This is a genomic window from Acidovorax sp. FG48, assembly GCF_057809085.1.
This window is the reverse complement of the sequence record NZ_JBMDJH010000020.1, coordinates 53789-75995: the sequence shown is the minus strand read 5'-3', so window position 1 is coordinate 75995 and position 22207 is coordinate 53789. Positions and strand designations below refer to the sequence as shown.

21 protein-coding genes are annotated in these 22207 nt (G+C 68.3%); 10 read left to right on the top strand and 11 right to left on the bottom strand.

The features are described from left to right. Positions 1 to 33 precede the first annotated feature (33 nt). The 8 genes from ACODSU_RS21285 (at position 34) to ACODSU_RS21250 (ending at position 8929) form a co-directional block, all read left to right on the top strand. A complete protein-coding gene (locus tag ACODSU_RS21285; protein WP_488844597.1) occupies positions 34 to 567 on the top strand; it encodes a C4-dicarboxylate ABC transporter substrate-binding protein in 534 nt (177 codons plus the stop codon). 10 nt (positions 568 to 577) lie between these two features. After that, on the top strand, positions 578 to 2089 hold the full coding sequence (locus ACODSU_RS21280) for a TRAP transporter large permease subunit (RefSeq protein ID WP_488844595.1): 1512 nt from the start codon (positions 578 to 580) through the stop codon (positions 2087 to 2089). A gap of 111 nt (positions 2090 to 2200) precedes the next feature. After that, positions 2201 to 3040, top strand: coding sequence for a presqualene diphosphate synthase HpnD (gene hpnD / locus ACODSU_RS21275; protein WP_488844593.1), 840 nt, complete (start codon positions 2201 to 2203; stop codon positions 3038 to 3040). Positions 3041 to 3046: 6 nt separating this feature from the next. After that, positions 3047 to 4378 carry a hydroxysqualene dehydroxylase HpnE gene (gene hpnE, locus ACODSU_RS21270; RefSeq protein WP_488844591.1) on the top strand — a complete coding sequence of 444 codons (1332 nt, stop codon included), beginning with the start codon at positions 3047 to 3049 and terminating at the stop codon, positions 4376 to 4378. Positions 4379 to 4546: 168 nt separating this feature from the next. Further along, positions 4547 to 5557: a Bug family tripartite tricarboxylate transporter substrate binding protein gene (locus ACODSU_RS21265; RefSeq protein WP_488844589.1), complete on the top strand. Its 1011-nt coding sequence runs from the start codon at positions 4547 to 4549 to the stop codon at positions 5555 to 5557. A 226-nt stretch (positions 5558 to 5783) separates the two neighbouring features. After that, positions 5784 to 6452, top strand: a complete 669-nt coding sequence (locus tag ACODSU_RS21260) for a response regulator (RefSeq protein WP_295940887.1) — start codon at positions 5784 to 5786, stop codon at positions 6450 to 6452. 3 nt (positions 6453 to 6455) lie between these two features. Further along, a complete protein-coding gene (locus tag ACODSU_RS21255) occupies positions 6456 to 7844 on the top strand; it encodes a sensor histidine kinase (protein ID WP_488844587.1) in 1389 nt (462 codons plus the stop codon). Positions 7845 to 7879: 35 nt separating this feature from the next. Next, complete coding sequence (locus ACODSU_RS21250; RefSeq protein ID WP_488844586.1) at positions 7880 to 8929, top strand: tripartite tricarboxylate transporter substrate-binding protein; 1050 nt, start codon at positions 7880 to 7882, stop codon at positions 8927 to 8929. Between the two features lie 170 nt (positions 8930 to 9099). On the opposite strand, the gene ACODSU_RS21245 is transcribed toward ACODSU_RS21250, so the two are convergent. From ACODSU_RS21245 to ACODSU_RS21195, 11 genes are all read right to left on the bottom strand, one after another. Then, on the bottom strand, positions 9100 to 9312 hold the full coding sequence (locus ACODSU_RS21245) for a DUF2788 domain-containing protein (RefSeq protein ID WP_060984975.1): 213 nt from the start codon (positions 9310 to 9312) through the stop codon (positions 9100 to 9102). Further along, positions 9309 to 10172 (bottom strand): DUF2189 domain-containing protein, encoded by an 864-nt coding sequence (locus ACODSU_RS21240; RefSeq protein WP_488844583.1) that lies wholly within the window; start codon positions 10170 to 10172, stop codon positions 9309 to 9311. The genes ACODSU_RS21245 and ACODSU_RS21240 overlap by 4 nt, the downstream gene beginning before the upstream one ends. Before the next feature lie 112 nt (positions 10173 to 10284). Then, positions 10285 to 10992 (bottom strand): HAD-IA family hydrolase, encoded by a 708-nt coding sequence (locus ACODSU_RS21235; protein WP_015014902.1) that lies wholly within the window; start codon positions 10990 to 10992, stop codon positions 10285 to 10287. Between the two features lie 265 nt (positions 10993 to 11257). Further along, on the bottom strand, positions 11258 to 12334 hold the full coding sequence (locus ACODSU_RS21230; protein WP_488844581.1) for a LacI family DNA-binding transcriptional regulator: 1077 nt from the start codon (positions 12332 to 12334) through the stop codon (positions 11258 to 11260). Then, complete coding sequence (locus tag ACODSU_RS21225) at positions 12331 to 13356, bottom strand: 2-hydroxyacid dehydrogenase (protein WP_488844579.1); 1026 nt, start codon at positions 13354 to 13356, stop codon at positions 12331 to 12333. The genes ACODSU_RS21230 and ACODSU_RS21225 overlap by 4 nt, the downstream gene beginning before the upstream one ends. After that, complete coding sequence (locus ACODSU_RS21220) at positions 13353 to 14303, bottom strand: sugar kinase (protein ID WP_488844577.1); 951 nt, start codon at positions 14301 to 14303, stop codon at positions 13353 to 13355. Before ACODSU_RS21220 ends, ACODSU_RS21225 begins: the two co-directional genes overlap by 4 nt. Next, entirely contained in the window at positions 14300 to 15055 is a 756-nt protein-coding gene (locus ACODSU_RS21215; protein WP_488844575.1) for a sugar phosphate isomerase/epimerase family protein, read from the bottom strand. Before ACODSU_RS21215 ends, ACODSU_RS21220 begins: the two co-directional genes overlap by 4 nt. A 77-nt stretch (positions 15056 to 15132) precedes the next feature. After that, complete coding sequence (locus ACODSU_RS21210; protein ID WP_488844573.1) at positions 15133 to 15912, bottom strand: amino acid ABC transporter ATP-binding protein; 780 nt, start codon at positions 15910 to 15912, stop codon at positions 15133 to 15135. Positions 15913 to 15939: 27 nt separating this feature from the next. Then, positions 15940 to 16746, bottom strand: coding sequence for a transporter substrate-binding domain-containing protein (locus ACODSU_RS21205; RefSeq protein ID WP_066784158.1), 807 nt, complete (start codon positions 16744 to 16746; stop codon positions 15940 to 15942). 63 nt (positions 16747 to 16809) lie between these two features. Then, entirely contained in the window at positions 16810 to 17463 is a 654-nt protein-coding gene (locus ACODSU_RS21200) for an amino acid ABC transporter permease (protein ID WP_015014909.1), read from the bottom strand. Positions 17464 to 17474: 11 nt separating this feature from the next. Beyond that, on the bottom strand, positions 17475 to 18146 hold the full coding sequence (locus tag ACODSU_RS21195) for an amino acid ABC transporter permease (protein ID WP_015014910.1): 672 nt from the start codon (positions 18144 to 18146) through the stop codon (positions 17475 to 17477). A 202-nt stretch (positions 18147 to 18348) separates the two neighbouring features. Between ACODSU_RS21195 and hemH the strand changes: the two genes are divergently transcribed. Both hemH and ACODSU_RS21185 read left to right on the top strand, forming a co-directional pair. After that, positions 18349 to 19461 carry a ferrochelatase gene (gene hemH, locus ACODSU_RS21190; RefSeq protein ID WP_488844570.1) on the top strand — a complete coding sequence of 371 codons (1113 nt, stop codon included), beginning with the start codon at positions 18349 to 18351 and terminating at the stop codon, positions 19459 to 19461. A gap of 241 nt (positions 19462 to 19702) precedes the next feature. After that, the gene (locus ACODSU_RS21185; RefSeq protein ID WP_488844568.1) at positions 19703 to 22189 is read left to right on the top strand and encodes a Lon protease family protein; all 2487 of its coding nucleotides are present in this window, start codon (positions 19703 to 19705) and stop codon (positions 22187 to 22189) included. Positions 22190 to 22207 lie beyond the last annotated feature (18 nt).

The following is a 22207-nucleotide window of genomic DNA, read 5'->3' as shown; positions in this document are numbered from 1 at the left end:
TCTCGCAGCACGTTTCGTAGCCCTTTCACCTGCATGCATCCGCCGCCTGGCCTGCCCCCCCCCTTACCACTGGAGCGCTGGCTCAACCGCCTGGGCGCACTGGTGATGCCGCTGGCGCTGCTGGTCGTGCTGCTGCTGTTTTTGCAATGGCCGTTGCGCGACGGGTGGGGCGCGGGGTCCAGCCAGGCCAACGACCTCGCGCAGGTGCTGTTTGCGCTGTATGTGGCGGTGGCCCTGCGCCATGCGGACCGGCGCGGCGCCCACCTGGTCAGCCGCCCCGACCTTGCCCATGCGGGCCGGGGCCCGGTGCGCGCCATGCGCCTGCTGGGCGCGCCCCTGGCTGTGCTGCCCTGGGCGGTGTTTGTGTGCATCAACGCCGCGCCCACGGTGTGGCGGTCGGTGCGGGGGCTGGAGAGTTTTCCTGAAACCGCCAACCCCGGCTACTTCGCCATCAAGCTGGCCTTGCTGATGCTGGCCGTGCTGCTGGCACTGCAAGCACTGGCCGACCTGTGGAAGGCCATGCATACCCTGCGCACGCCCACTGGCACACCGGCGGACCCTGCATGAGTCTCATCCCATGAATGCCATCGGCCTGTTGCTGCTGGTGCTGGCCCTGGTGCTGATGATGACCACCGGCTGGGCCACCTACGCCGTGCTGCTGGGCGTCAGCACCCTGGGCGCGGTGGCAGGCCTGGCGCTGGGCGCGTTTGATGGCGCGGTGCTGCGCAGCCTGCCGGAACGCGTGGTGGGCCTGCTCGAACACGACCTGCTGCAGGCGCTGGTGCTGTACGCCGTGGTGGGTGCGCTGCTCAACCATATGGCACTCGTCAACGGCCTGTACAGCGGCCTACGCAAGCTGCTAGCGCGCGTGGTGGGACAACGGGCCGCGCCCGATATGGCGGGCCTGGGCGTGGGCATGCTGATGGCGCCCATGAACGGATCGGTGGGGGCCAGCCTGGTGACCCTGTCGCACACCGCCGGGCAGGCCTGGGCCCACGAAGGCATGCCGCCCGCCCGCCGCACCGCCCTGGTCGCCGTGGCCAGCACGCTGGGCATCATCGTGCCGCCGTCGCTGGTGCTGTTGCTGCTGGGCGATGCCATGCTGCGCGCCCACACCGAGGGCCTGACCCTGGCCACGCAACTTGGGCTGGCCAGCGCCCGCGCGGGCACCCGCATCATCAACACTCAGGACGTGCTGCAGGCCGCCCTGGCCCCCGGTGCGCTGCTGCTGGTGCTGTGGATGGGCGTGACCTGGTGGCTGGCCCAGCGCCGCACTGGCGGCATCGCAGATCAAGGGGCCGCATCCTCAGCACCCGTGCCGCTGACCCGCGGCGAGCGCTGGACGCTGGGCGTGGTGCCCACGCTCATCGTGGCCCTGCTGGCACTGGTCACCACCGGCCGCGTGCGGGCGGTGGAGGCGGCCGCCACCGCCGGGGTGCTGCTGCTGGTGTGGGGCGTGGCGTCGCGCCAGCTCACGCTGCGGCGGCTGGCGCAGGTGCTGGACGACGCCATGGCGCTCACCGGCGCGCTGTTTGCGCTGCTGGTGGCGGCCGTCACGTTCTCGCTGGTGCTGCGCGCTTACGGCACCGATGTGCTGGTGGCCGAATGGATGCGTGCCCTGCAGGGCCAGCCCCTGCTGGCCATGGGGGTGGTGCTGGCCGTGCTGCTGGGCTCGGCGTTTGTGCTGGATGCGTTCGAACTGATCTTTCTGATCATCCCCATCGTCATGCCCCCTTTGCTGGCGCTGGTGGACGACGCGGCCTGGGTGGCCGCGCTCACCTTGCTGGTGCTGCAGGCGGGGTTCCTGCTGCCGCCGCTGGGCTACGCGCTGGTGCTGTCCCGCGCCCAGGTGGCGCCCCGGCCCGCCATGGGCGCGGTGGCGCGCGCGCTGGCGCCCTACCTGCTCTGCCTGGCCGGCGTGATTGCCCTGGTGATGACCGTGCCCGCCACCACGCAGTGGCTGCGCAGCACACCCGCCACACTGCCCGAGATGTCGATCCAGGGCGACGACCTGGATGCGCTCATGCGCGAGATGTCGCAACCCGAGGCGCCTGCCCCTGCACCCGCCGCCTCTGCAACACCACCCTAAAGCTATCATTTGAATAGCAACCCGGGCATGCTGCACTAGCGCATCCGCCCGAAAACACCTCAAACCCCGACAACCGGCCCGCCCCAGTGCGCCATGGGACAATCTCGCCCCATGACACCGCAGCAGTACGTACAGCAAAAAGCCGTGGCCTCGGGCAGCAGCTTCTATTACGCCTTTCTCTTTCTGCCCGCGCCCCGCCGCGCGGCCATCACGGCGTTCTATGCGTTTTGCCGCGAGGTGGACGACGTGGTCGATGAAGTGAGCGACCCGGGCGTGGCCCGCACCAAGCTGGCCTGGTGGCAGGCCGAAGTGACCAAAGCCTACGCGGGCCAGCCCACGCACCCCGTGATGCTGGCGCTGATGCCGCTGGCGGCCGACTACGGCATCGAACAGCGCCACCTGCAGGCCGTGATCGACGGCTGCCAGATGGATCTGGAGCAGACCCGCTACCTCGACTTTGCAGGCCTCACGGGCTACTGCCACCTGGTGGCGGGCATCGTGGGCGAAGTGGCCGCGCGCATCTTCGGCCAGACCGAACCGCGCACCACCGAATACGCGCACCGGCTGGGTCTGGCGTTCCAGCTCACCAACATCATCCGCGACGTGGGCGAAGACGCCATGCTGGGCCGCATTTACCTGCCGGTCAGCGAGCTGCAGCAGTTTGACGTGAAGGCGCACGAGATCTTGAAGCGCCAGTACTCCGACCGGTTCACCGCACTCATGCGCTTTCAGGCCGAGCGTGCACACCGGCTGTACGACGAGGCCTTTGCCCTGCTGCCCGACGCAGACCGCCGCACCCAGAAGCCCGGCCTGATGATGGCCAGCATCTACCGCACCTTGCTGCGCGAGATCGAGCACGAGAACTTCCAGGTGCTGCACCAGCGCATCCGCCTCACGCCGCTGCGCAAGTTCTGGCTGGCCTGGAAGATGCAAGCCCTGGGCAGGATGTAGCCCCGCGTGGCACCGCAGAAAGTCGCCGTCGTCGGGGCTGGCTGGGCCGGCATGGCCGCGGCCATCGCCCACCGGCAGGCAGGCCGCCAGGTCACCGTGTTCGAGGCCGCGCGCACCGTGGGCGGCCGCGCCCGCGCCGTGCCGGTCGTGCTGCCGGACGGCACAGCGGCCACGCTGGACAACGGCCAGCACATCCTGATCGGTGCCTACACCGAGAGCCTGCGCCTGATGCGCCTGGTGGGCGTAGACCCCACCACCGCGCTGCTGCGCCTGCCGCTGACTCTGCAGTTCCCCGACGGCCAGGGCCTGCAACTGCCCGACCTGCCCCCGCCGCTTGATGCGCTGCTGGGCATCGTGCGCGCCAAAGGCTGGGGCTGGCAAGACAAGGTCGCCCTGCTGCGCACGGCCATCGCCTGGCAGCTGCGCGGCTTTCGCTGCGCACCCCACACCTCGGTGGCAGACCTGTGTGCCCCGCTCACGCCCCGGCTGATGGCCGAGTTCATCGACCCGCTTTGCGTATCGGCACTCAACACCCCCGCCCGCGAGGCCAGCGGCCAAGTGTTTTTGCGGGTGCTGCAAGACAGCCTGTTCAGCGGGCGCGGTGGCTCCAACCTGCTGCTGCCCCGCACCGACCTGGGCGCGCTGTTCCCCGAGGCCGCGATGCGCTGGCTGGTGCAGCAAGGCGGCCAGGTGGTCACCGGCCAACGCATCCAGCGGCTCGTGCCCCTGCCCAGCGGACGCTGGCAGTTAGCGGGGACTGTGGGCGCGGCACACGGGGCGGAAGAACCCGACGCCTTCGACCACATCACCCTGGCCTGCCCCTCGTGGGAGGCCGCGCGTCTGGTCGATGGCCTTGCCACCACGGCGGGCCTGGCCGCTGCTGCACGCTGGGGCGCCACCGCCAATGCCCTGCGGTTTGAGGCCATCACCACCGTTTACGCCCACGCCAGCGGCGCGCGCTTGCCCCTGCCCATGCTGGCGCTGCGCAACACGGCCGAGCACCCGGCGCAGTTCGTGTTCGACAGGGGCCAGCTGGACGGCCAGCGGGGCTTGCTGGCCTTTGTGGTGAGCGCCAGCGATGGCGACCGGGCACTCATCGAGCAACAGGTGCTGCAGCAAGCCGCCGCTCAGCTGGGCCTGCCCGGCCTGCGCCCCGTGCAGACCGTGGTCGAAAAGCGCGCTACGTTTGCGTGCACCCCCGGCCTGCAGCGGCCCGCAATGCAGGTGTTGCCGGGGCTGACGGCCTGCGGCGACTATGTGAACGGCCCCTACCCCGCGACGCTGGAAGGCGCGGTGCTCAGTGGCACCGCCGTGGCGGCCTGCGCGGCAGCGGGCTGACACAACACTACCCGGGCCAGCAGGCCACCCCCGGGTAACTACCAAGCCCGCTGACAGCATTCCGAAAGCACGGTCCGGGCACCATGGGGCCACACGCATACCGCATGCGCCTTGTTCGCCTTTGGGCCCTTTGGCCTTTCGGCCTATCGTTTTGACGGAGACACCCCCATGCTTTCACACGAACACCCAGCCCTCTGGTCCCCCACCCGCCGCCATCTGCTGGACGCCAGCGGCGCCTTGGCCCTGGGCGGCCTGCTGCCCGCTGGTGCCTCGGCCCAGGCGGCCTGGCCCTCCAAGTCGGTGCGGTTTGTGGTGCCGTTCGCTCCCGGCGGCAGCTCGGAGATCGTGGCCCGCTCCACCGCTGCCGAGCTGGGCAAGACGCTGGGCCAGAGCGTTTATGTGGACAACAAGCCCGGCGCCGCCGGCAACATCGCCATGGGTGAAGTGGCACGCTCCGACGACCAGCACACGCTGATCCTGGGCCACATCGGCACGCTGGCCGTCAACCCCTTCATCTTCGACAAGCTGCCCTACGACGCCAACAAGGACTTCAAGCCCGTGAGCCTGCTGGCGAAGGTGCCCAGCCTGTACGTGGTGCACCCCGACGTGCCCGCCAAGAACCTCAAGGAGTTCATCGCCTACGCCAAGAAGAACCCGGCCAAGCTCAGCTACGGGTCTGCGGGCAACGGCAGCGCAGGCCACCTGGCGTTTGAATACCTCAAGATGACCGCCGAGATCTTCATGCTGCACGTGCCCTACCGTGGCACCGGCCCCATGATGACCGACCTGCTCTCGGGCCGCCTTGATGCCGCTGCCGTGGGCGCCGCCGCCCTGCTGCCTTTCATCAAGGCCGGCAAGGTGCGCTGCATCGCCACCGGCTCGGCCAAGCGCCTGCCCCAGTTGCCCGACGTGGCCACCGTGGCCGAACAGGGCTTCCCGGGCTTTGAGATGACGCAGTGGTACGGCATGCTGGCCCCTGCGAACCTGGCACCGGCCAACCTCGACAAGCTGGCGGCCGAGACCGCCAAGGCCGTCAAGGCACCCGGCTCGCTGGAGCGTCTGAACGCGGATGCGGCCGAGGCCATTGGCGGCACGCCCGCGCAGTTTGCGCAGTTCATTGCGTCCGAACAGGAGCGCTGGAAGAAGGTGCTGCTGCGCGCGAAGGTCAAACCCGATTGACCCCCTGAGCCGCTTCGCGTCTTCCCCCTTTCTCTCGCCCCGCTGCGCGGGCCGGGAAGGGGGACGCAGCCAGTGCGGCGGGGCGGCCCTTGCACGGCTGCCTGGCCTGAGCAGCGCGTGCGCACAGTTTGGCTGCTGGCGCCTACGCGCCCTCACCGCTCCGCATTGAATGGCTCCACGCTGAATGCAAGCCCTGGGCCTTCCGCACAAACGGTAGCATCCCTCCATGCGCATCCTTCTGGCCGAAGACGACCACAACCTGGGCACCTGGCTCAGCCGCGCGCTGGAGCATGCGGGCATCCAGGTCGAATGGGTGAACGATGGCCGCCTGGCCGACCGCTCGCTTCAGCAGCACGACAACTACGACGCGCTGGTGCTGGACCTGGGCCTGCCGGGGCTGGACGGGCAGGCGGTGCTGCAGCGCTTGCGCGACCGCGACCAGCGCCTGCCCGCGTTGATCCTGACGGCGCGCGACTCGCTGGACGAGCGCGTGCGCTCGCTCAACGCGGGGGCGGACGACTTTCTGGCCAAGCCCTTCGAGCTGGCCGAGCTGGAGGCACGCCTGCACGCCCTGGTGCGCCGCGCGCGTGGCAACGAGCACCAGCGCCAGGCCTGCGGCGCGCTGGTGTATGACAGCGCCCGCAAGCAGTTCACGCTGCGCGGCGAGCCCCTGGCTCTGTCCCCGCGCGAACACGCCGTGCTGCGCGTGCTGGTGCAGCGCAGCGGCGAGCCGTTTTCCAAGCAGCAGATCCTGGACCGCGTGTTCACCGACGATGACGACGTGCACCCCGAAGCCGTGGAGGTGTTTGTACACCGCCTGCGCAAGCGGCTGGATGGCAGCGGTGTGCGTATCACCACGCTGCGCGGCCTGGGCTACGCGCTTGAGGCTGACTGACCGATGGGCCTGACCGCACGCCTGCGCCGCGCCAGCCTGTGGCGCCTGCTGGCCATGCTGTTGCTGCCGCTGCTGGCCCTGGTGACGGGCGTGGAGCTGTGGATGACCCGGCACGATGCGCTGGAGGCCGCCAACGCGGCCTACGACCGCTCGCTGCTGGGCGCGCTCAAGTCCATCGACGCCAACATCTCCACCGCCTCGGGCGGCCTCTCGGCCGAGCTGCCATACAGCATGCTCGAATTCTTTGAGCTCACGGCCAGCGGCAACGTGTACTTTCGCGTGGCGTCGTCCGACGGGCTGGTAGAGCTGGGCAATGCCGACCTGCCCCTGCCCGCTGGCGATCTGGAACCCGGCGTGCCGCGGTTTTATGACGCCACCTACTTTGGCGAATCCGTGCGGCTGGCCGCCTACCGCCGCGCGCTGGACCGCGCAGAACCCGCATCCACCGTGCTGGTGCAGGTGGCCGAAAGCACCCGGTCGCGGCAGGACTTCACCGACCGCTTTGTGCGCCGCGCGGTGCAGCGCGATGCGCTGGTGCTGGCCCTCATGGTGCTGGGCACTGCGGCGCTGCTGGCCGTGGCGCTGCGCCCGCTGGCGCGGCTGGCGCGCGAAGTGCAGGCCCGCAGCAGCGACGACATGACCCCGCTGGCATCCAACGACCTGCCCGCCGACATCCGCCCGCTGGTGGACGCGGTCAACCAGCAGATGGCGCGCACACAAGACCTGGTGGCGCAGCAGCGACAGTTTCTGGACGACGCCTCGCACCAGCTGCGCACCCACCTCACCACGCTGCAGATGCAGATCGACTACGCGCGCCGCGAGGGCGACAGCACGCAGGTGCAGCACACGCTGGCCGCCATCGGGGGCGAAATCGCCCGCGCCACGCGCAGCACACAGCAACTGCTGGCACTGGGCCGCAGCGACACAGCGGCGGTGGAGCTGACCCCGTTCGACCTGGCCCCGCTGCTGCGCACGGTGGCGCTGGAGCTGCTGCCCCAGGCGCGCGCCAAGCAGATCGACTTTGGCATACATACGCCCGCCGCTGGCATCGAGGCCGTGGGCGACAGCGGCCTGCTGCGCGAGGCCCTGACCAATCTGGCCGCCAACGCCATCGCCTACACCCCTGCGCAGGGCACCGTCACGGTGTCGGCCGCGGGTGACAGCCTGGGCTGGAGCATCAGCGTGGAGGACAACGGTCCCGGCCTGCCCGCCGAGGAGCGCGACGCCCTGGGCCAGCGCTACCGGCGCGGCTCGCAGGCCACGGCGGGCGGGTCGGGCCTGGGGCTGGCGATTGCACGGTCGATTGCCGAGCGGCACCGGGGCAGCCTGCGGCTGCAGGCACGCGCCGAGGGGCCGGGGCTTCTGGCGATACTCTGGTGGCCCCGCGCCTGACGCAGCCCGCTGAACCACTGAACGTTGCACACCCCATGCCGCAGCCCTTGCCCGCCACGGACCGCCTGCTGACCGCGCCTTGCAGCCGCCGCCAGCTGCTGCAGACGCTCGCGGCCGCCGCCAGCGCTGGCGCGGGCTTGGCTCCCTTATCAGCAGCGGCCGACGCATCCCGTGAACCGGCAGAGTGCATTGCGCCCTCACGCCCCGGCGGTGGATTTGACCTGACCTGTGGCTTGGCCTCCCAGGCGCTGCAGGCCGTGCGCCCCGGCCGCACGCCGCTGCGCACCCGCTACCTGCCCGGCGGCATTGGTGCAGTGGCGTTTGACCAGGTGGCCACGGGCCGCCTGGGAGGGCCCGGCACGCTGGTGGCGTTCTCCAGCGGCTCGCTGCTCAACCTGGCGCAGGGCCGCTTCGGCCCCCACCCGGTGAGCGCCGTGCGCTGGATTGCAACGCTGGGCAACGACTACGGCGTGGTGGCGGTGCACCGCGACGCCCCCTACCAGCGCTTGCAAGACGTGGTCACCGCGTTGCAAAAAGATTCGGGCCGCGTGGTGTTTGGCGCCGGCGGCACGCTGGGCAGCCAGGACTGGGTGAAGGCTGCGCTGCTGGTGCGCGCAGCGGGGCAAGACCACAAGCGCATGCGCTTTGTGTCGTTTGAGGGCGGTGGCGAAGCGCTCAAGGCGCTGGGCGGCCGGCACATCGACATCTTCACCGGCGACGCCGCTGAGGCCACCCGTGCCGCTGCCGAAGGCCTGCCGGTGCGCATCCTGGCGGTGCTGGCCCCCGCGCGGTTGCCCGGCACCCTGGCCGCCCTGCCCACCGCACGCGAGCAGGGCATTGACCTGCAATGGACCACCGTGCGCGGCCTCTACATGGCTGCCAGCGTGCCGGACGCGGCTGCCCACGCCTGGACGACCGCCCTGCAGGAAGCCCAGGCGGCGCCCGGATATGCCGCGTTGTGCGCCCGCCATGGGCTGTACCCCTTCGCGCTGAGTGGCCCAGCCCTGGACGACTATGTGCAGCGCAGCCTGGCCGACTATCGCCGCCTGGCGCAGGATCTGGGGCTGCGGTCCTGGCCGCGTTGAAGCGGCCAGCGGGCCGGGTCGGCCGATGCCCATGAGTCCAGCCCCAATGAACGAACTGCCTGCAACGCAGTCATCCACCCAGCCGACACATACTGACTGGGAATCAGCGGCTTATGCCCAAAGAACAGCCCATGTGACATGGGATCGGACCAGACTGTGAAGATGCCTGATCACTTCTCCAGCCACCACTGAATCACCACCTTGGCCAGAAACCCCAAAAAGCCCACGCCCAGGCCCAGGAAGATCACGAACGTGCCAAAGCGCCCGGCCTTCGATTCCCAAGCCAGCTGCCCGATGATGAACAGCATGTAGGCAATGAACGCCCCCACCCCGTAGGTGAGGAAGAAGCCCGAGATCTGCGCCTCGGTAAATCCAAAAATCACGATGTCCCTCCTGGCCGACGCATAGAGGCATTCGGTACAGCGGGGGCCACCAAGTCACGCTCGGGCAGGCTGGATGCATCCACTAGGTCGCGGTAGGCATGCCAGCTGGCGTGGCCCAGCATGGGCATCACAGCGATCAGGCCCAGCAGCAGCGAGCCCAGGCCCAGCAAGGTAAAGCCCAGAATGATGGCGGCCCAAAATGCCATCGGCAGCGGGTTGGTGATGACCGCCTGCCAGCCGGTGAGAACGGCCTGCAGCAGCGTGGCGCGGCGGTCCAGCAGCAGCGGCATGGCCACCACGCTGGACGCAAAAATGGGCGCGGCCATCAGGCTGCCCAGCGCCAGCCAGATTTCAAACAACCAGCCGTCACGCGCCATGACCACATGGCGCAGAAAATCGAGCGGCGTCTCGATGGGCACGGGCGCCAGCAAGGTGATGAGCGCCGCCGAGGTCATGACCCAGCCCGAGGCGGCCAGCGCCAGCAGGGCCCCGAACTGCAGCATGCACCAGTAGTCGCTGCCCCATTTGTTCACATGGCTGTTCTGCCAGTTGAGCCAGGTCTTGAGCACCACGCCCAGGTTGGCGGCCTCGCCACGCTCCAGCGCGCGGCTCAGCGCGTACAGGCTGGTGGCCAGCACCGGTGCCACCACCAGAAACCCCGACAGCGCACCCGCCAGCAGCCAGAAGCGGTGGTGTGCCACCGCAAAGATGGCGGCGCCAAATAGGGTGAGCGCCAGGCCATGCGCAAAACTGATCCAGCCCGCCCGTGCCATGTCGCGCCAGGCCAGCACCAGCCAGGTCATGGGCTGCATCAGGCCGATGGTGCGGATGGCAGGTAATGGTGGGGGAGTACGGGGCATGGTAAGAGGGGTCGCTGAGCGACGATGGAGTGTGACCTGATCGGGCCGCAGCTTCAACCGCCGCGCGCCCAAACCTTGACCTGAGGCAAGAAACCGAACCCTGTAGAACCCGTCAGGCCAACAGCCGGCAAAGCGCGGTAAGGCTGTCCACCGTGGCATGGGGCGGTGTGTCGTCGTGCGGCCAGGGGTGGTTGGCACTGTTGATCCACACCGCCTGCATGCCCGCGTTCAGCGCGCCCTGCGCATCCAGCGTGGCGTCGTCGCCCACGTGCAGCACCTCGTGGGGCAGCACATCCACAGCCGTGGCGGCCGCATGGAAGATGCGCACATCGGGTTTGGCGATGCCAAAGTCCGACGCGCTGATGCTGTGGCGAAAGTAGTGGCCGATGCCGATGCGGTGGATATCGGCATTGCCGTTGGACACCGCCACCACCGGGTAGCGCGCTGACAAGAAAGCCAGCGTGTCGTGCGCATCGTCAAACAGCTCCACCCGCTGCCGCTCGGCAAAGAACAAATCAAACGCCGGTTCGGCCAGCGCGGGCTCGTCACCGGCCTGCGTCAGCGCCAGCCGGATGGACTCGCGCCGCAGCGCGCTCAGGTCGCCCTTCAGGTCGGGGCGCAGGGTCACCATCTGGTTGCGGATCGCGCGCAGCGCCTCAGTGTCCGAGAACAATGCTGCCGTGGCGGGCGCGTGGTGGGTCAGCCAGTCCAGCAGCACACTTTCGGCCCGCGTGATGGTGGGCCAGATGGGCCAGAGCGTGTCGTCCAGATCAATGGAGATGGCGCGGATGCGGGAGGTGTCCAGAGAGGGGTTTGGCACAGGGCGCACCTGAAGGATGAAGGCGAAAAAAGAGGCCCTGGCGATGCACCGGGGCGAGGGCCACAAAGCATACCGCAGGCCCTAGGGACCCTCTGCACAAATCAGCGCGCCGTGTGCATCAGCGGGCTCGGGCGGTCTGCCGCGTTGCAAATACTCGCAATAGCTACGGCTATTGCTGCGTTTTGCGCCTTGCAGCCCCTCCCGATCCGCTGCGCCCACTTGGCCAGCGAGATTCGTGCAGAGGGTCCCCGGGGATGCAGCGCGTTCAGTCTGCGGATGCAGCGCCCGCAGGCCCCAACGACGATCCGCGCACCACCAGCAAGCCCGGCAGCAGGCTCTCGCGTGCAGGGCCTTCCAGGCCGTTGATGCGCTCCAGCAGGCACTGCGCGGCGCGTTGCCCGATGGCATCGGTGGGCTGTGCCACAGCGCTCAGGCCGGGCCGGATCAGCGACGCCCACTCAGGGTCGTCAAAGCCCACAAAGCCCAGCTGTTGTCCAAAAGTCCACCCCATGCGCGAGACGGCTGCAGCCACCCGCAGCGTGACCACTGAATTGCCCGCCACCACAGCGCAGCGCTCGCCGGGCCGGGCCTGCCGAAGCAGATCGGTGAGTGCCTGGTCCAGCACCTCATCGCCCTGCTCCGCCGCTAGCTCCAGCACCGTGCCGCGCACCGCCGAGCGTTTGGACGACACCAGCGCACGGAAGGCCTCTGTGCGCTCGATGCGGGAACTCACGCCCAGCAAGGGCTGGGTGATGTAGAGCAGACGCTGCCAGCCTTGCTGCTGCAGGTGGGCACAGGCTTCGCGCATGGCGCCCTGGTTGTCCAGCGAGACGAAGTCTGCGGCCAGCCCGGCGTGGCGCCGATCCACCAGCACGGCGGGTTTGCCGTGCAAGGTGTTCACATCCGCCTGCCCCTCGCCCTGCCCCAGGGTGTTGAGGATGAAACCGTCCACCTGGTAGCTGGCCAGCGCGTCGATGGCCGCGCGCTCGCGCTCGCGGTCATTGCCCAGGTTGAACAGCATGACCAGGTAGCCCGCGTCCTGGCAGGCTTTCTCGGCGCCCCGCAACACGGCCACCGAATAGGGGTTGGTGATGTCGGCCACCACCAGGCCAATCAGGCGCGAGCGGCCGTGGCTCAGCGCCTGGGCCATGGGGCTGGGCACGTAGGCCAGCTTGGCGATGGCGGCCTCAACCCGCGCCGCAATGTCGGGGCTGAGCAGGCGTTCACGGTGGTTGAAGTAGCGCGACACCGTGGCCTTGGACACCCCGGCCTCAGCCGCCACATCGGCAATGGTGGGGCGGGCGCGGGGCGTGGCGGAGGATGCGGGTGTCGGCGGGCTCATGCGGGTACGGGGTTGTACACAGCGGCGGGCCGTTCGCCCGCCAGAGCCTGCAGCAGGTTGGTGGTGGCCAGCGCCGCCATGGCATGGCGCGTGTTGTGCGTGGCCGAGCCGATGTGGGGCAGCGGCGTCACGCGCGGGTGGGTGCGCAGGGGCGACGCCAGCGGCAGCGGCTCGGTGGCAAATACATCGAGCCCCGCAGCGCGCAGCGGGCCGTAGTCCAGCGCGTGCAGCAGGTCTTGCTCGACCACGGTGGCGCCCCGGCCGCCGTTGATGAAGATGGCGCCGGGCTTCATGGCCGCAAACAGTTCGGCGTTGACCATGCCCCGCGTGCTGTCGGACAAGGGCAACATGGCCACCACAAAGTCCGATTGCGCCAGCAACGCGGGCAGCGGCGTGTGGATGGCCTTGCCCTGCAATTCAGGAGCCTGGGTGGCGAGGTCCACCGGGCGGCGGGCGTGGTACGTCACGGGCATGCCAAACCCCAGTGCGGCGCGGCGCGCCACCGCCTGGCCAATGCGGCCAAATCCGAGCAGGCCCAGCGTCTTGCCATGCACATCGCTACCAAACAGGTCTTCTCCAATGTTCTTCGTCCACCGGCCCTCGCGCACCAGCTGCGACAGCTCCACCAGCCTGCGGCTGGTGGCCATGAGGAGGGCGAACACCGAGTCTGCCACCGTTTCGTCGAGCACTCCGGGGGTGTGGCACAGCATGATGCCGCGCGCCTGCAGCACGTCCAGCGCGTAGTTGTCCACGCCCACCGAAATGCTGGACACCACCTGCAGCTGGGGCGCACGCGCCAGCACGGCGGCATCGATGGGAAAGCTGGAGCCGATGAGCCCGTGCGCCTGCGCCAGCGCGGCATCGAATCGCGCGCGTTCACCGGGCTTGCGCGGGTCGGCCACGGTCACGTCGTGCATGGCGGTCAACCGCGCCAACTGGTCGGGCGGCAGCTCGCGAAACACCAGCACCTGCTTGCGCGCTGGGTTTGTGGTGCTGTCTGTTGAAGGTAGCGTCAGGCTCACAGGCCCGCCTCCTGCAGTTGTGCGCGGGTGGGAAGCCCCTCGGTGTCGCCCAGCACCTGCACGGCGCGGGCACCAATCCAGGCGCCACGGCGCACAGCGGCGGGCACGGGCAGGCCTTCCAGCAGGGCGCTGATCACGCCCACCGCAAAGCCGTCGCCCGCGCCCACGGTGTCCACCACCTGGGCCACGGGCACGCCGGGCACGCGGCCGGTGCCAGCCACGTCGCTGTCGTAGTAAGCGCCCTCGGGGCCGAGCTTGACGACCACCAGCTTGGCGCCCCGCTCACGGTAAAAGCGCGCCACGCCCTCGGGGGTGGTTTCGCCGGTCAAAAACACGCCCTCCTCCATGCCCGGCAGCACCCAGTCGGCGTAGGTGGCCAGGGTGTTGATCCAGTGGCGCATGGTCTCGGGCGACGACCACAGCGTGGGGCGCAGGTTGGGGTCGAACGAGATGGTGCGGCCTGCGGCGCGCATCACCTCCAGCGTGCGGATGGCGGCCTGCAGGCTGGTGTCGGAGATGGCGGCAAACACGCCCGTGGCATGCAGGTGGCGCGCAGAACGCAGCCAGGGCTCGTCCACATCGGCGGGCCCCATCTGGCTGGCGGCGGAGCCCTTGCGGTGGTACTCCACCTGCGGGTCGCGGCCATCGGTCACGCGCTCCTTGAACTGGAAGCCCGTGCGCTGTGTGGCATCACACACAACGTGCGAGCAATCGATGCCTTCGCCCTGCATGGCGGCCAGCAGCGCGCGGCCCATCGAATCGGTGCCCAGGCGGCTGACCCAGCCCACCTTCAGGCCCAGGCGCGCCAGGCCAATGGCCACATTGGTCTCGGCCCCGGCTGTGCGCTTGTGAAATCCGGTGGCGTTCTCCAGCGGGCCCGGCTCGTTGGCCACCAGCAGCAGCATGGCCTCGCCAAACAGTGCCACGTCGAAGGCTGAATCGCTCATGCAGCCTCCCGTGCAGCGCGGATGAAGGCAACCTGCTCGCGCGTGACGGCCACCAGGTCGTCACCCACCAGAGGGTATTCAATAGCATGCGGCACATCGGCAGGCAAGGCGCGCAACACGGCGCGCCAGGGCGCCACCGAGTCGGCCAACGGCACCGCCACCCACTTGGCGGGCAGGCGCTGCACACCCTTGCAGTGCACATAGCGCACATAGGGTGCCAAGGCCTGCGCGGCCTGCAGCGGGCATTCGCCCTGCCAGTGCCAGTTGCCCATGTCAAAGGTCATGCCCAGGTCGAGCCCGGCCTGCGCCTGGGCTGCAAAAAAGGCCTGCATGGCGGCCAGCGTGCCTGCGGTGGCGGTCTGGTCGTTTTCGATCACCAACTCCACCTGCGGGGCGGCCTGCAGCAGGGCCTTGAGGCGGTGCAGCGATGCCTGCGATTGCTGCAGCGTTGGGCTATAGCCGCCAACCGACATCTTCAGGCGGGGCGCACGCAGCACCTGCGCAGCCTGCAGGCCACGCGCCAGGGCTGCTTCATCCAGCGCGCCCTGCTGGGTCCACAAGCCTTCGGGGCTGGAGTACACCGCTGCCCGGCCTGCCAGTGCGGGCAGCTCGGTGGCTGCGTCGCGCAGCAGTTCGCCGCGCACCTCCACGCCGTCCGCACCCGCTTGCTGGGCGAGGTCGGTGCACCACAGCTGGCCGTGGCGGCCGGTTTCGGCCGCGCCGAAGGAGGACAGGGAAATCAATACCTTCATGTGTTTCTTTCAGGCTCCGCCCACCAGGGCAGAGGCCATCAACCGCACGACCTGCCAGGTCTGATTGTGCGTGGGTCTCAATGTGCGTGGTGCGAAGTCAGGATCTGGCCCAGGAACTGCCGCGTCTTGTCATGCTGCGGCTGACCGAAGAACTGCTGGGGCGGCGCCTGCTCCAGGATCTTGCCGTCGGCCATGAAGATCACACGGTCGGCCACGCTGCGGGCAAAGCCCATCTCATGCGTCACGCACAGCATGGTCATGCCGTCTTCGGCCAGACTGATCATGGTGTCCAGCACTTCCTTGACCATCTCGGGGTCGAGCGCCGACGTGGGCTCGTCAAACAGCATCACCTTGGGCGCCATGCACAGCGCACGCGCAATGGCCACGCGCTGCTGCTGCCCGCCCGACAGCTGGCTCGGGTGCTTGTGCGCCTGCTCGGGGATGCGCACGCGGGTCAGGTACTTCATGGCCACTTCTTCGGCCTGCGCCTTGCTCATGCCGCGTGAACGCATGGGGGCCAGCGTGCAGTTTTCCAGAATGGTCAGGTGCGGGAACAGGTTGAACTGCTGGAACACCATGCCCACTTCGGCACGCACGGCGTCCACGTTCCTGCCGCCGGCGGTCAGGTCGATGCCATCGACCTCAATGCGGCCCTTTTGCACCGTCTCCAGCCGGTTGATGCAGCGAATCAGCGTGGACTTGCCCGAGCCCGATGGCCCGCAGATCACGATACGCTCGCCGGGCCGCACCGACAGGTTGATGTCGGTGAGCACCTGGAAGCTGTCGTACCACTTGTTGACCCCTTCCATGCGGATGATCGGCGGCGTGCCGGGGGCGGTCGTGACTGCGTCGCTCATCAATGGCTCCTTGTCGTTCAGGCCGGCTTACTGCAGCTTGGGCAGGTCGGCGCCCAGCCACTTTTGGTACAGCTTGTTCAGCTCGCCATTGGCGGTGTTGCGGGCCACAAAGTCGTTCACGGCCTTGGTCAGCTCGTCCTGGCCGGGGCGCAGGGCAATGCCCATGGCTTGCTGCAGCAGGTTGAACTTGTTCTCGAACGTGTTGGCGGGCACGCGCTTGGCGATCTGCGCCGCCACGGTGACCGAGCAGCCGATCGCATCGACCTGGCCCGAGATCAGTGCCTGCATGGCCGATGCGTCGTCGTCAAAGCGGCGGATTTCGGTGCCCTCGGGCGCGGCCTTGGTCACGGCCACGTCTTGGGTGCTGGCACGGGCCACGCCCACACGCACGGTCTTGAGGTCTGCCGCGCTCTTGATGTTGGCGCCCGTCTTACCGTACAGCACGATGGTCGCGGCCGCATAGGGCTGCGAGAACTGCACCTGCTTGGAGCGCTCGGGCGTGATGGCCAGCGAGGCCACCAGCACATCAACCTTGTTGGTCAGCAGAAACGGAATGCGGTTGGGGCCGGTGACGGGCACGATGTTGGCCTTCACGCCCAGGTCCTTGGCCAGCAGCTTGGCCACGTCGGCGTCGTAGCCGTCGGGCTGGTTTTGTGCGTTGGTGGTGCCGTAGGGCGGAAAGTCCACCAGCATGCCGATGGTGATCTCACCCTTCTTCTTGATGTCCGCCACGGACTGTGCCGCGGCCAGCGGCGCAAACGCCGTGAGGGCGGCGCCCAGGCCCAAGGCGGCCAAAGCGGCGGTAGCGGTGCGGCGTTGCAAAGAAAAAGTCATCGCATGTCTCCTGGTGGTTGGTGTGAACGAGAACAGAAAGAAAAGAGGGTTGCGGCGCGTGGGTCAGCGCGCCAGAGCACGGGCGCGCTTGCGCTCCATGCGTGCGGCCAGCAGCGACAGCGGCCAGCAGATCACGAAGTACAGCGCGGCCACGGTGGTGAACACATGCAGCGGCTGAAACGTGGCGTTGTTGATGATCTGCCCCGCCCGCGTGATTTCGGTGAAGCCGATGATGGCGGCCAGCGATGTGCCCTTGATGATCTGCACCATGTAGCCCACCGTGGGCGGCAGCGCAATCTTGAAAGCCTGGGGCAGCACCACAAACCGCATGCGGGCCACGTACTTGAGGTTCAGGGCCTGCGCGGCCTCCCACTGGCCGCGTGGCACGGCCTCGATACACCCGCGCCAGATCTCGGCCAGAAAGGCCGCGCTGTTCAGCACCAGCGCCACGCCCGCCGCCACCCAGGGGTTGATGTCAAACCCCAGCACCGGCGCGCCAAAGAAAATGAGGAACAGCTGCAACAACAGCGGCGTGCCCTGGAACACCTGGATGAACACGCGTGCCGCATTGCGCGCTGCGGCGTTCTCTGAGGTGCGCGACAGCGCAACCACCAGCCCCAGCAGTGCACCGCCGACGAAGGCAATGGCCGACAGCGCCAGCGTCCACTGCGCGGCCTGCACGATGAAAAGAAACTCGGAGAGTCCGAAGGTACGCATGGTCGGTCTCCTTATCGGCGGTCGGGGTAGTTAAGGACGCGCTGATAAATCAGCTTGAACAGCGCCGAGAAACTCAGCGCCAGCGCCAGGTAGATGGCCGTCACCACGATGTAGATCTCAAAGCTGCGGAAGGTCTGCGACTGCAGGTTGGCCGCCACCGAGGTCAGGTCGTCCGCCGAGATGACCGACACCACGGCCGAGCTGAGCATGAGCAGGATGAACTGGCTGGTGAGCGCCGGGTAAATGGCCTTGAGCGCGGGCTTGAGGATCACAAACCGGAAGATCTCCCACGGCTTGAGGTTGAGCGCCTTGCCCGCCTCGATCTGCCCCTTGGGGATGGACTCGATACCCGCCCGCACGATCTCGGCCGCATAGGCTCCCAGGTTGACCACCATGGCGGTGAGCGCTGCGGTGTAAGGCGACCAGCGCAGGCCGATGGACGGCAGCGCAAAGAAGAAGAAAAAAAGCTGCACCAGAAACGGCGTGTTGCGGATGACCTCGATGTACGCATTGATCAAAAACCGCAGCCAGCCCGGCCCGCCGGTCTTGCCCCAGGCGCAAAAGATGGCCACCACCAGCCCCAGCAAAGTGGCGGTGAGCGACAGCTGCACGGTGATCCAGGTGCCCTTGAGCAGCAAGGGCCACGCGGCAAACACGGCATCGAACTGGAACTGGTAATTCACGGTGAACAGTCGTTATTTCGAAGTGACGCCAGTTTATGAAACCGGTTTCATAAGCACATCAGGGAATACCCGATGCACCCCAAAAAGGGGCTGCAAACGCATCAAGACGCTATGACCCGGACTGATCTCACAGGCGGTGATGCGCCAGGCCGCAAATGGGCTGCCGGCCCGCACTGGCTCGGCGCGTGGGTGAAAATGCCGCATGCCTTCCTTCCACCCCGAACCCCCCTTCACCCACGGCCAAGCCGACCGCACTGCCGTGCTGCTGTGCAACCTGGGCACGCCCGACGAACCCACGGCCCCAGCCGTGCGCCGGTATCTGGCGCAGTTTCTGGGTGACCACCGCGTGGTGGAGATCCCCAGGCTGCTGTGGATGCCCATCCTGCACGGCATCATCCTGCGCTCCCGCCCGGCCAAGTCGGCCGCCAAATACGCCAGCATCTGGACGCCCGAGGGCTCGCCCCTGGCGCACTGGACGGCCAAGCAGGCCACACTGCTGCGCGGCTGGCTAGGCGAGGCAGGCCACAACGTACTGGTGCGCCACGCCATGCGCTACGGCAACCCGTCCATTGCCAGCCAGCTCGATGCACTGCAGGCCGAGGGCGCCACGCGCATCCTCATCCTGCCGCTGTACCCGCAGTACTCGGCCACCACCACGGCCAGCGTGTTCGATGCCGTCTACACGTGGGCCGCCGCTACGCGCAACGTGCCCGAACTGCGGTTCGTCAACCACTATCACGACGCCCCCGGCTACATCGACGCCCTGGCCCGCACCATCGAAACCCACTGGAAGACCCACGGCCAGCCCGACCAGCTGGTGATGAGCTTTCATGGCGTGCCCGAGCGCACGCTGCACCTGGGCGACCCCTACCACTGCGAGGCCCGCAAAACCGGCCGCCTGCTGGCCGAACGCCTGGGCCTGCGCGAGGAGCGCTACCGCATCACCTTCCAGTCGCGCTTTGGCAAGGCCAAGTGGCTGGAGCCCTACACCCAGCCCACCATCGAGGCGCTGGGCAAGGCGGGCACGCGGCGGGTGGACGTGGTGTGCCCCGGCTTCACCAGCGACTGCCTGGAGACGCTGGAAGAAATCAACATGGAAGTGCGCGAGGCCTTCTTGCACGCGGGCGGCAAGGAGTTTCACTACATCCCCTGCCTGAACGACAACCACCACTGGATCACTGCCCTGAGCCGTGTGGCCCAGCAGCACCTGGCGGGCTGGCCCACCGAGGCCCCCACCGCCGCCGCATTGGCCGATGCGCGCAGCCACGCGCTGGCCGGTGGTGCGCCCGCCGGGGTATGCCCGGTGGCGCATTGATGCAGCTGCCGCTGCAGATGACCATGCCATCGCGCATCCGAACGGGAAAGCGAATGGCACCGGGCGGCCTGCACGCCCGGCGTCATTCACTACATTATTGATAGCAACCAGGGCATATTGCACTAGCGCATCTGCCCGTTTTGGCTCATATTTTGGTCGCCGGGTGCTGCACGGCTGCCTGCCACGCCCTCCGCACCGCCCTTCTGCCCTTACGCCCTTTCGCCGTCCCACACCCACATCAATGCCCGCATTTGCCCTTGCCCCCCACCAGTTGCGTCTGACCATTGACCCCGCCACGCTGGGCTTTGCCAGCACCGCCGAGCTGCAAGACCTGCCTCTGCCCTGGATCGGGCAGGAGCGTGCCCAGGCCGCCGCGCAATTTGGTCTGGCCATGCAGCAGCCCGACTACCACCTGTTTGTGCTGGGCGAAGTGGGCAGCGGGCGGGCATCGCTGCTGCGCCAGGCCATGCAGGCCGAGGCCGCAAAACGCGCCGTGCCCCCAGACCTGTGCTACCTGCACCACTTTGACCAGCCCGACCGCCCCCGCGCGCTGCGCCTGCCCGCAGGCGAAGGCCGCCTGCTGCGCCAGGGCATGGCCGACATGGCGCGCAGCCTGCAGGCCGACATCCCCAAGCGCCTGACCAGCCCCGACTTCAAGGCCGAGGCCGAGCGCATTGAAAAGACCTGGCAAGCGCAAGAAAACGAAGCCTTTGCCGCGCTGGATGCATTTGCCGAAGCGCGCCAGTTCCGCCTGAGCCGCGAGGCCGGGCACATGGTGTTCACCCTCACCGGCCCCAAGGGCCAGCCGCTGACCGAAGGTGAAGCACGCGCCCTGCCCCGCGAGCGCCGCGCCGAGATCGACGCCGCCGAGCTGGAGCTGCGCGCCGAGATCGCCAAGTTTCTGGAAACCACCCGCCCGCTGGAGCGCATGCGCGACGACGCCCTGGCCACCCTGCGCCGCCAGACCATCAAGCCCCTGGTGGAGCACGCGCTGCACGGCATCCGCCAAGGCCTGCGCAAGCAGATCAAGGACGCCGTCAAGCTCACGCAGTGGCTGGACCAGGTGGAACGCGCCGTGCTGGACCACATCGACCTGTTCGAGCCAGGTGACGCTGAACAAGGCCAGGACGCCGAGGACGACCGCAAGGACGCGCTGGACGACCTGCTGGCCCGCTGCCAGGTGAACGTGGTGGTGGACAACCACGGCCGCACCAGCGCCCCCGTGGTGGTGGAAGACAACCCCACGGCCCGCACCCTGTTCGGCAGCATCGAACACGGCGCCGACGCCGACACCGTGCAGGCCGACCACGCCAGCATCCACGCGGGCAGCCTGCTCAAAGCGCATGGCGGCTTCATCCTGCTGCACCTGCACGACCTGGCCGCCGAAGAAGGCCTGTGGCCGCGCCTGCGCCGCTTTCTGCGCTGTGGGCGCCTGCAGATCGAGGACGGCAGTGGCGGCGGCGGCCCCGCCCATGCGCCCGGCGGGGCCGGTGCACTGCAGCCCGAGCCGGTGGACGTGGACGTGAAGATCGTGCTGATCGGATCGGTGGAGGAGTACTACGCCCTGCAAGAGGCCGACCCCGACGCCGCGCGCCGCTTTCGCGTGAAGGTGGACTTTTCAGACCGGTTCATCGCCACCCCCGCCACCCACCAGTCCTCCGCCATCCTGGTCGCGCAAGTCTGCAAAAAACGCGGCCTGCCCCACTTTGCCGCCGACGCTGTGGCCCTGCTGCTGGAGCAATCACACCGCGAGGCCGACGACCAAGGCCGTCAAAGCGCGCGCTTTGCTCACACCGAAGCACTCGCCATCGAAAGCGCCGCCCTGTGCCAGGCCCGCGCAGGCACCCTGGTGCAAGCCGCCGACGTGCAAGCCGCCCTGGCCGCCCGCACCCTGCGCCACAACCAGCCCGAAGAAGAACTGCACGAATCCATCACCGAAGGCGAGCGCCTGATCACGCTGCAGGGCTCCATCACCGGCCAGATCAACGCCATGACGCAGATCGACCTGGGCGACTACCGCTTCGGCTTCCCCGTACGCATCACCGCGCGCACCTTTGCCGGACAAGAGGGCCTGCTCAACATCGAGCGCGAGGTCGATATGTCCGGCCCCATCCATGACAAGGGCGTGCTCATCCTGCACAGCTATCTTACCGCCCTGTTCAGCCACGTCGCGCCGCTGGCACTTAACGCGTCCATCGTGTTCGAGCAGGAATACAGCGGCGTGGAAGGCGACTCGGCCTCGTGCGCCGAGCTGTACGCGCTGCTGTCCAGCCTGTCAGGCCTGCCCCTGCGGCAGGGCATTGCAGTGACAGGCGCGCTGAACCAGCACGGCGAGGTGTTGCCCGTGGGCGGCATCAACGAAAAGATCGAAGGCTGGTTCCGCGCCTGCGCGACGGCAGGGCTGGACGGCACCCACGGCGTGCTGATCCCCGCCCGTAACCAGCGTCACCTGATGCTGGACCGCAGCCTGCTGGACGCGGTGCGGCGCGGGCTGTTCCACGTCTACACCATGGGGCATGTGAGCGAGGGGATTGCGCTGCTGACGGGCGAGGCGTCAGGCATGAGCCCGGCGGAGTTGCTGCAGGCGCAGGCGGATGAACTGGCCGGGGGGGCGGCCACGGTGGAGGACACTGTGATGCAGCGGGCGGAGGTGACGCTGCGGGCGTACCGGAGGGCTTGTCAGGTGGCGGGGGGGACGCGGAAGGTGCGAGGGGGGCGGAGGCGGTAACGGGCCAGGACTCGTGCA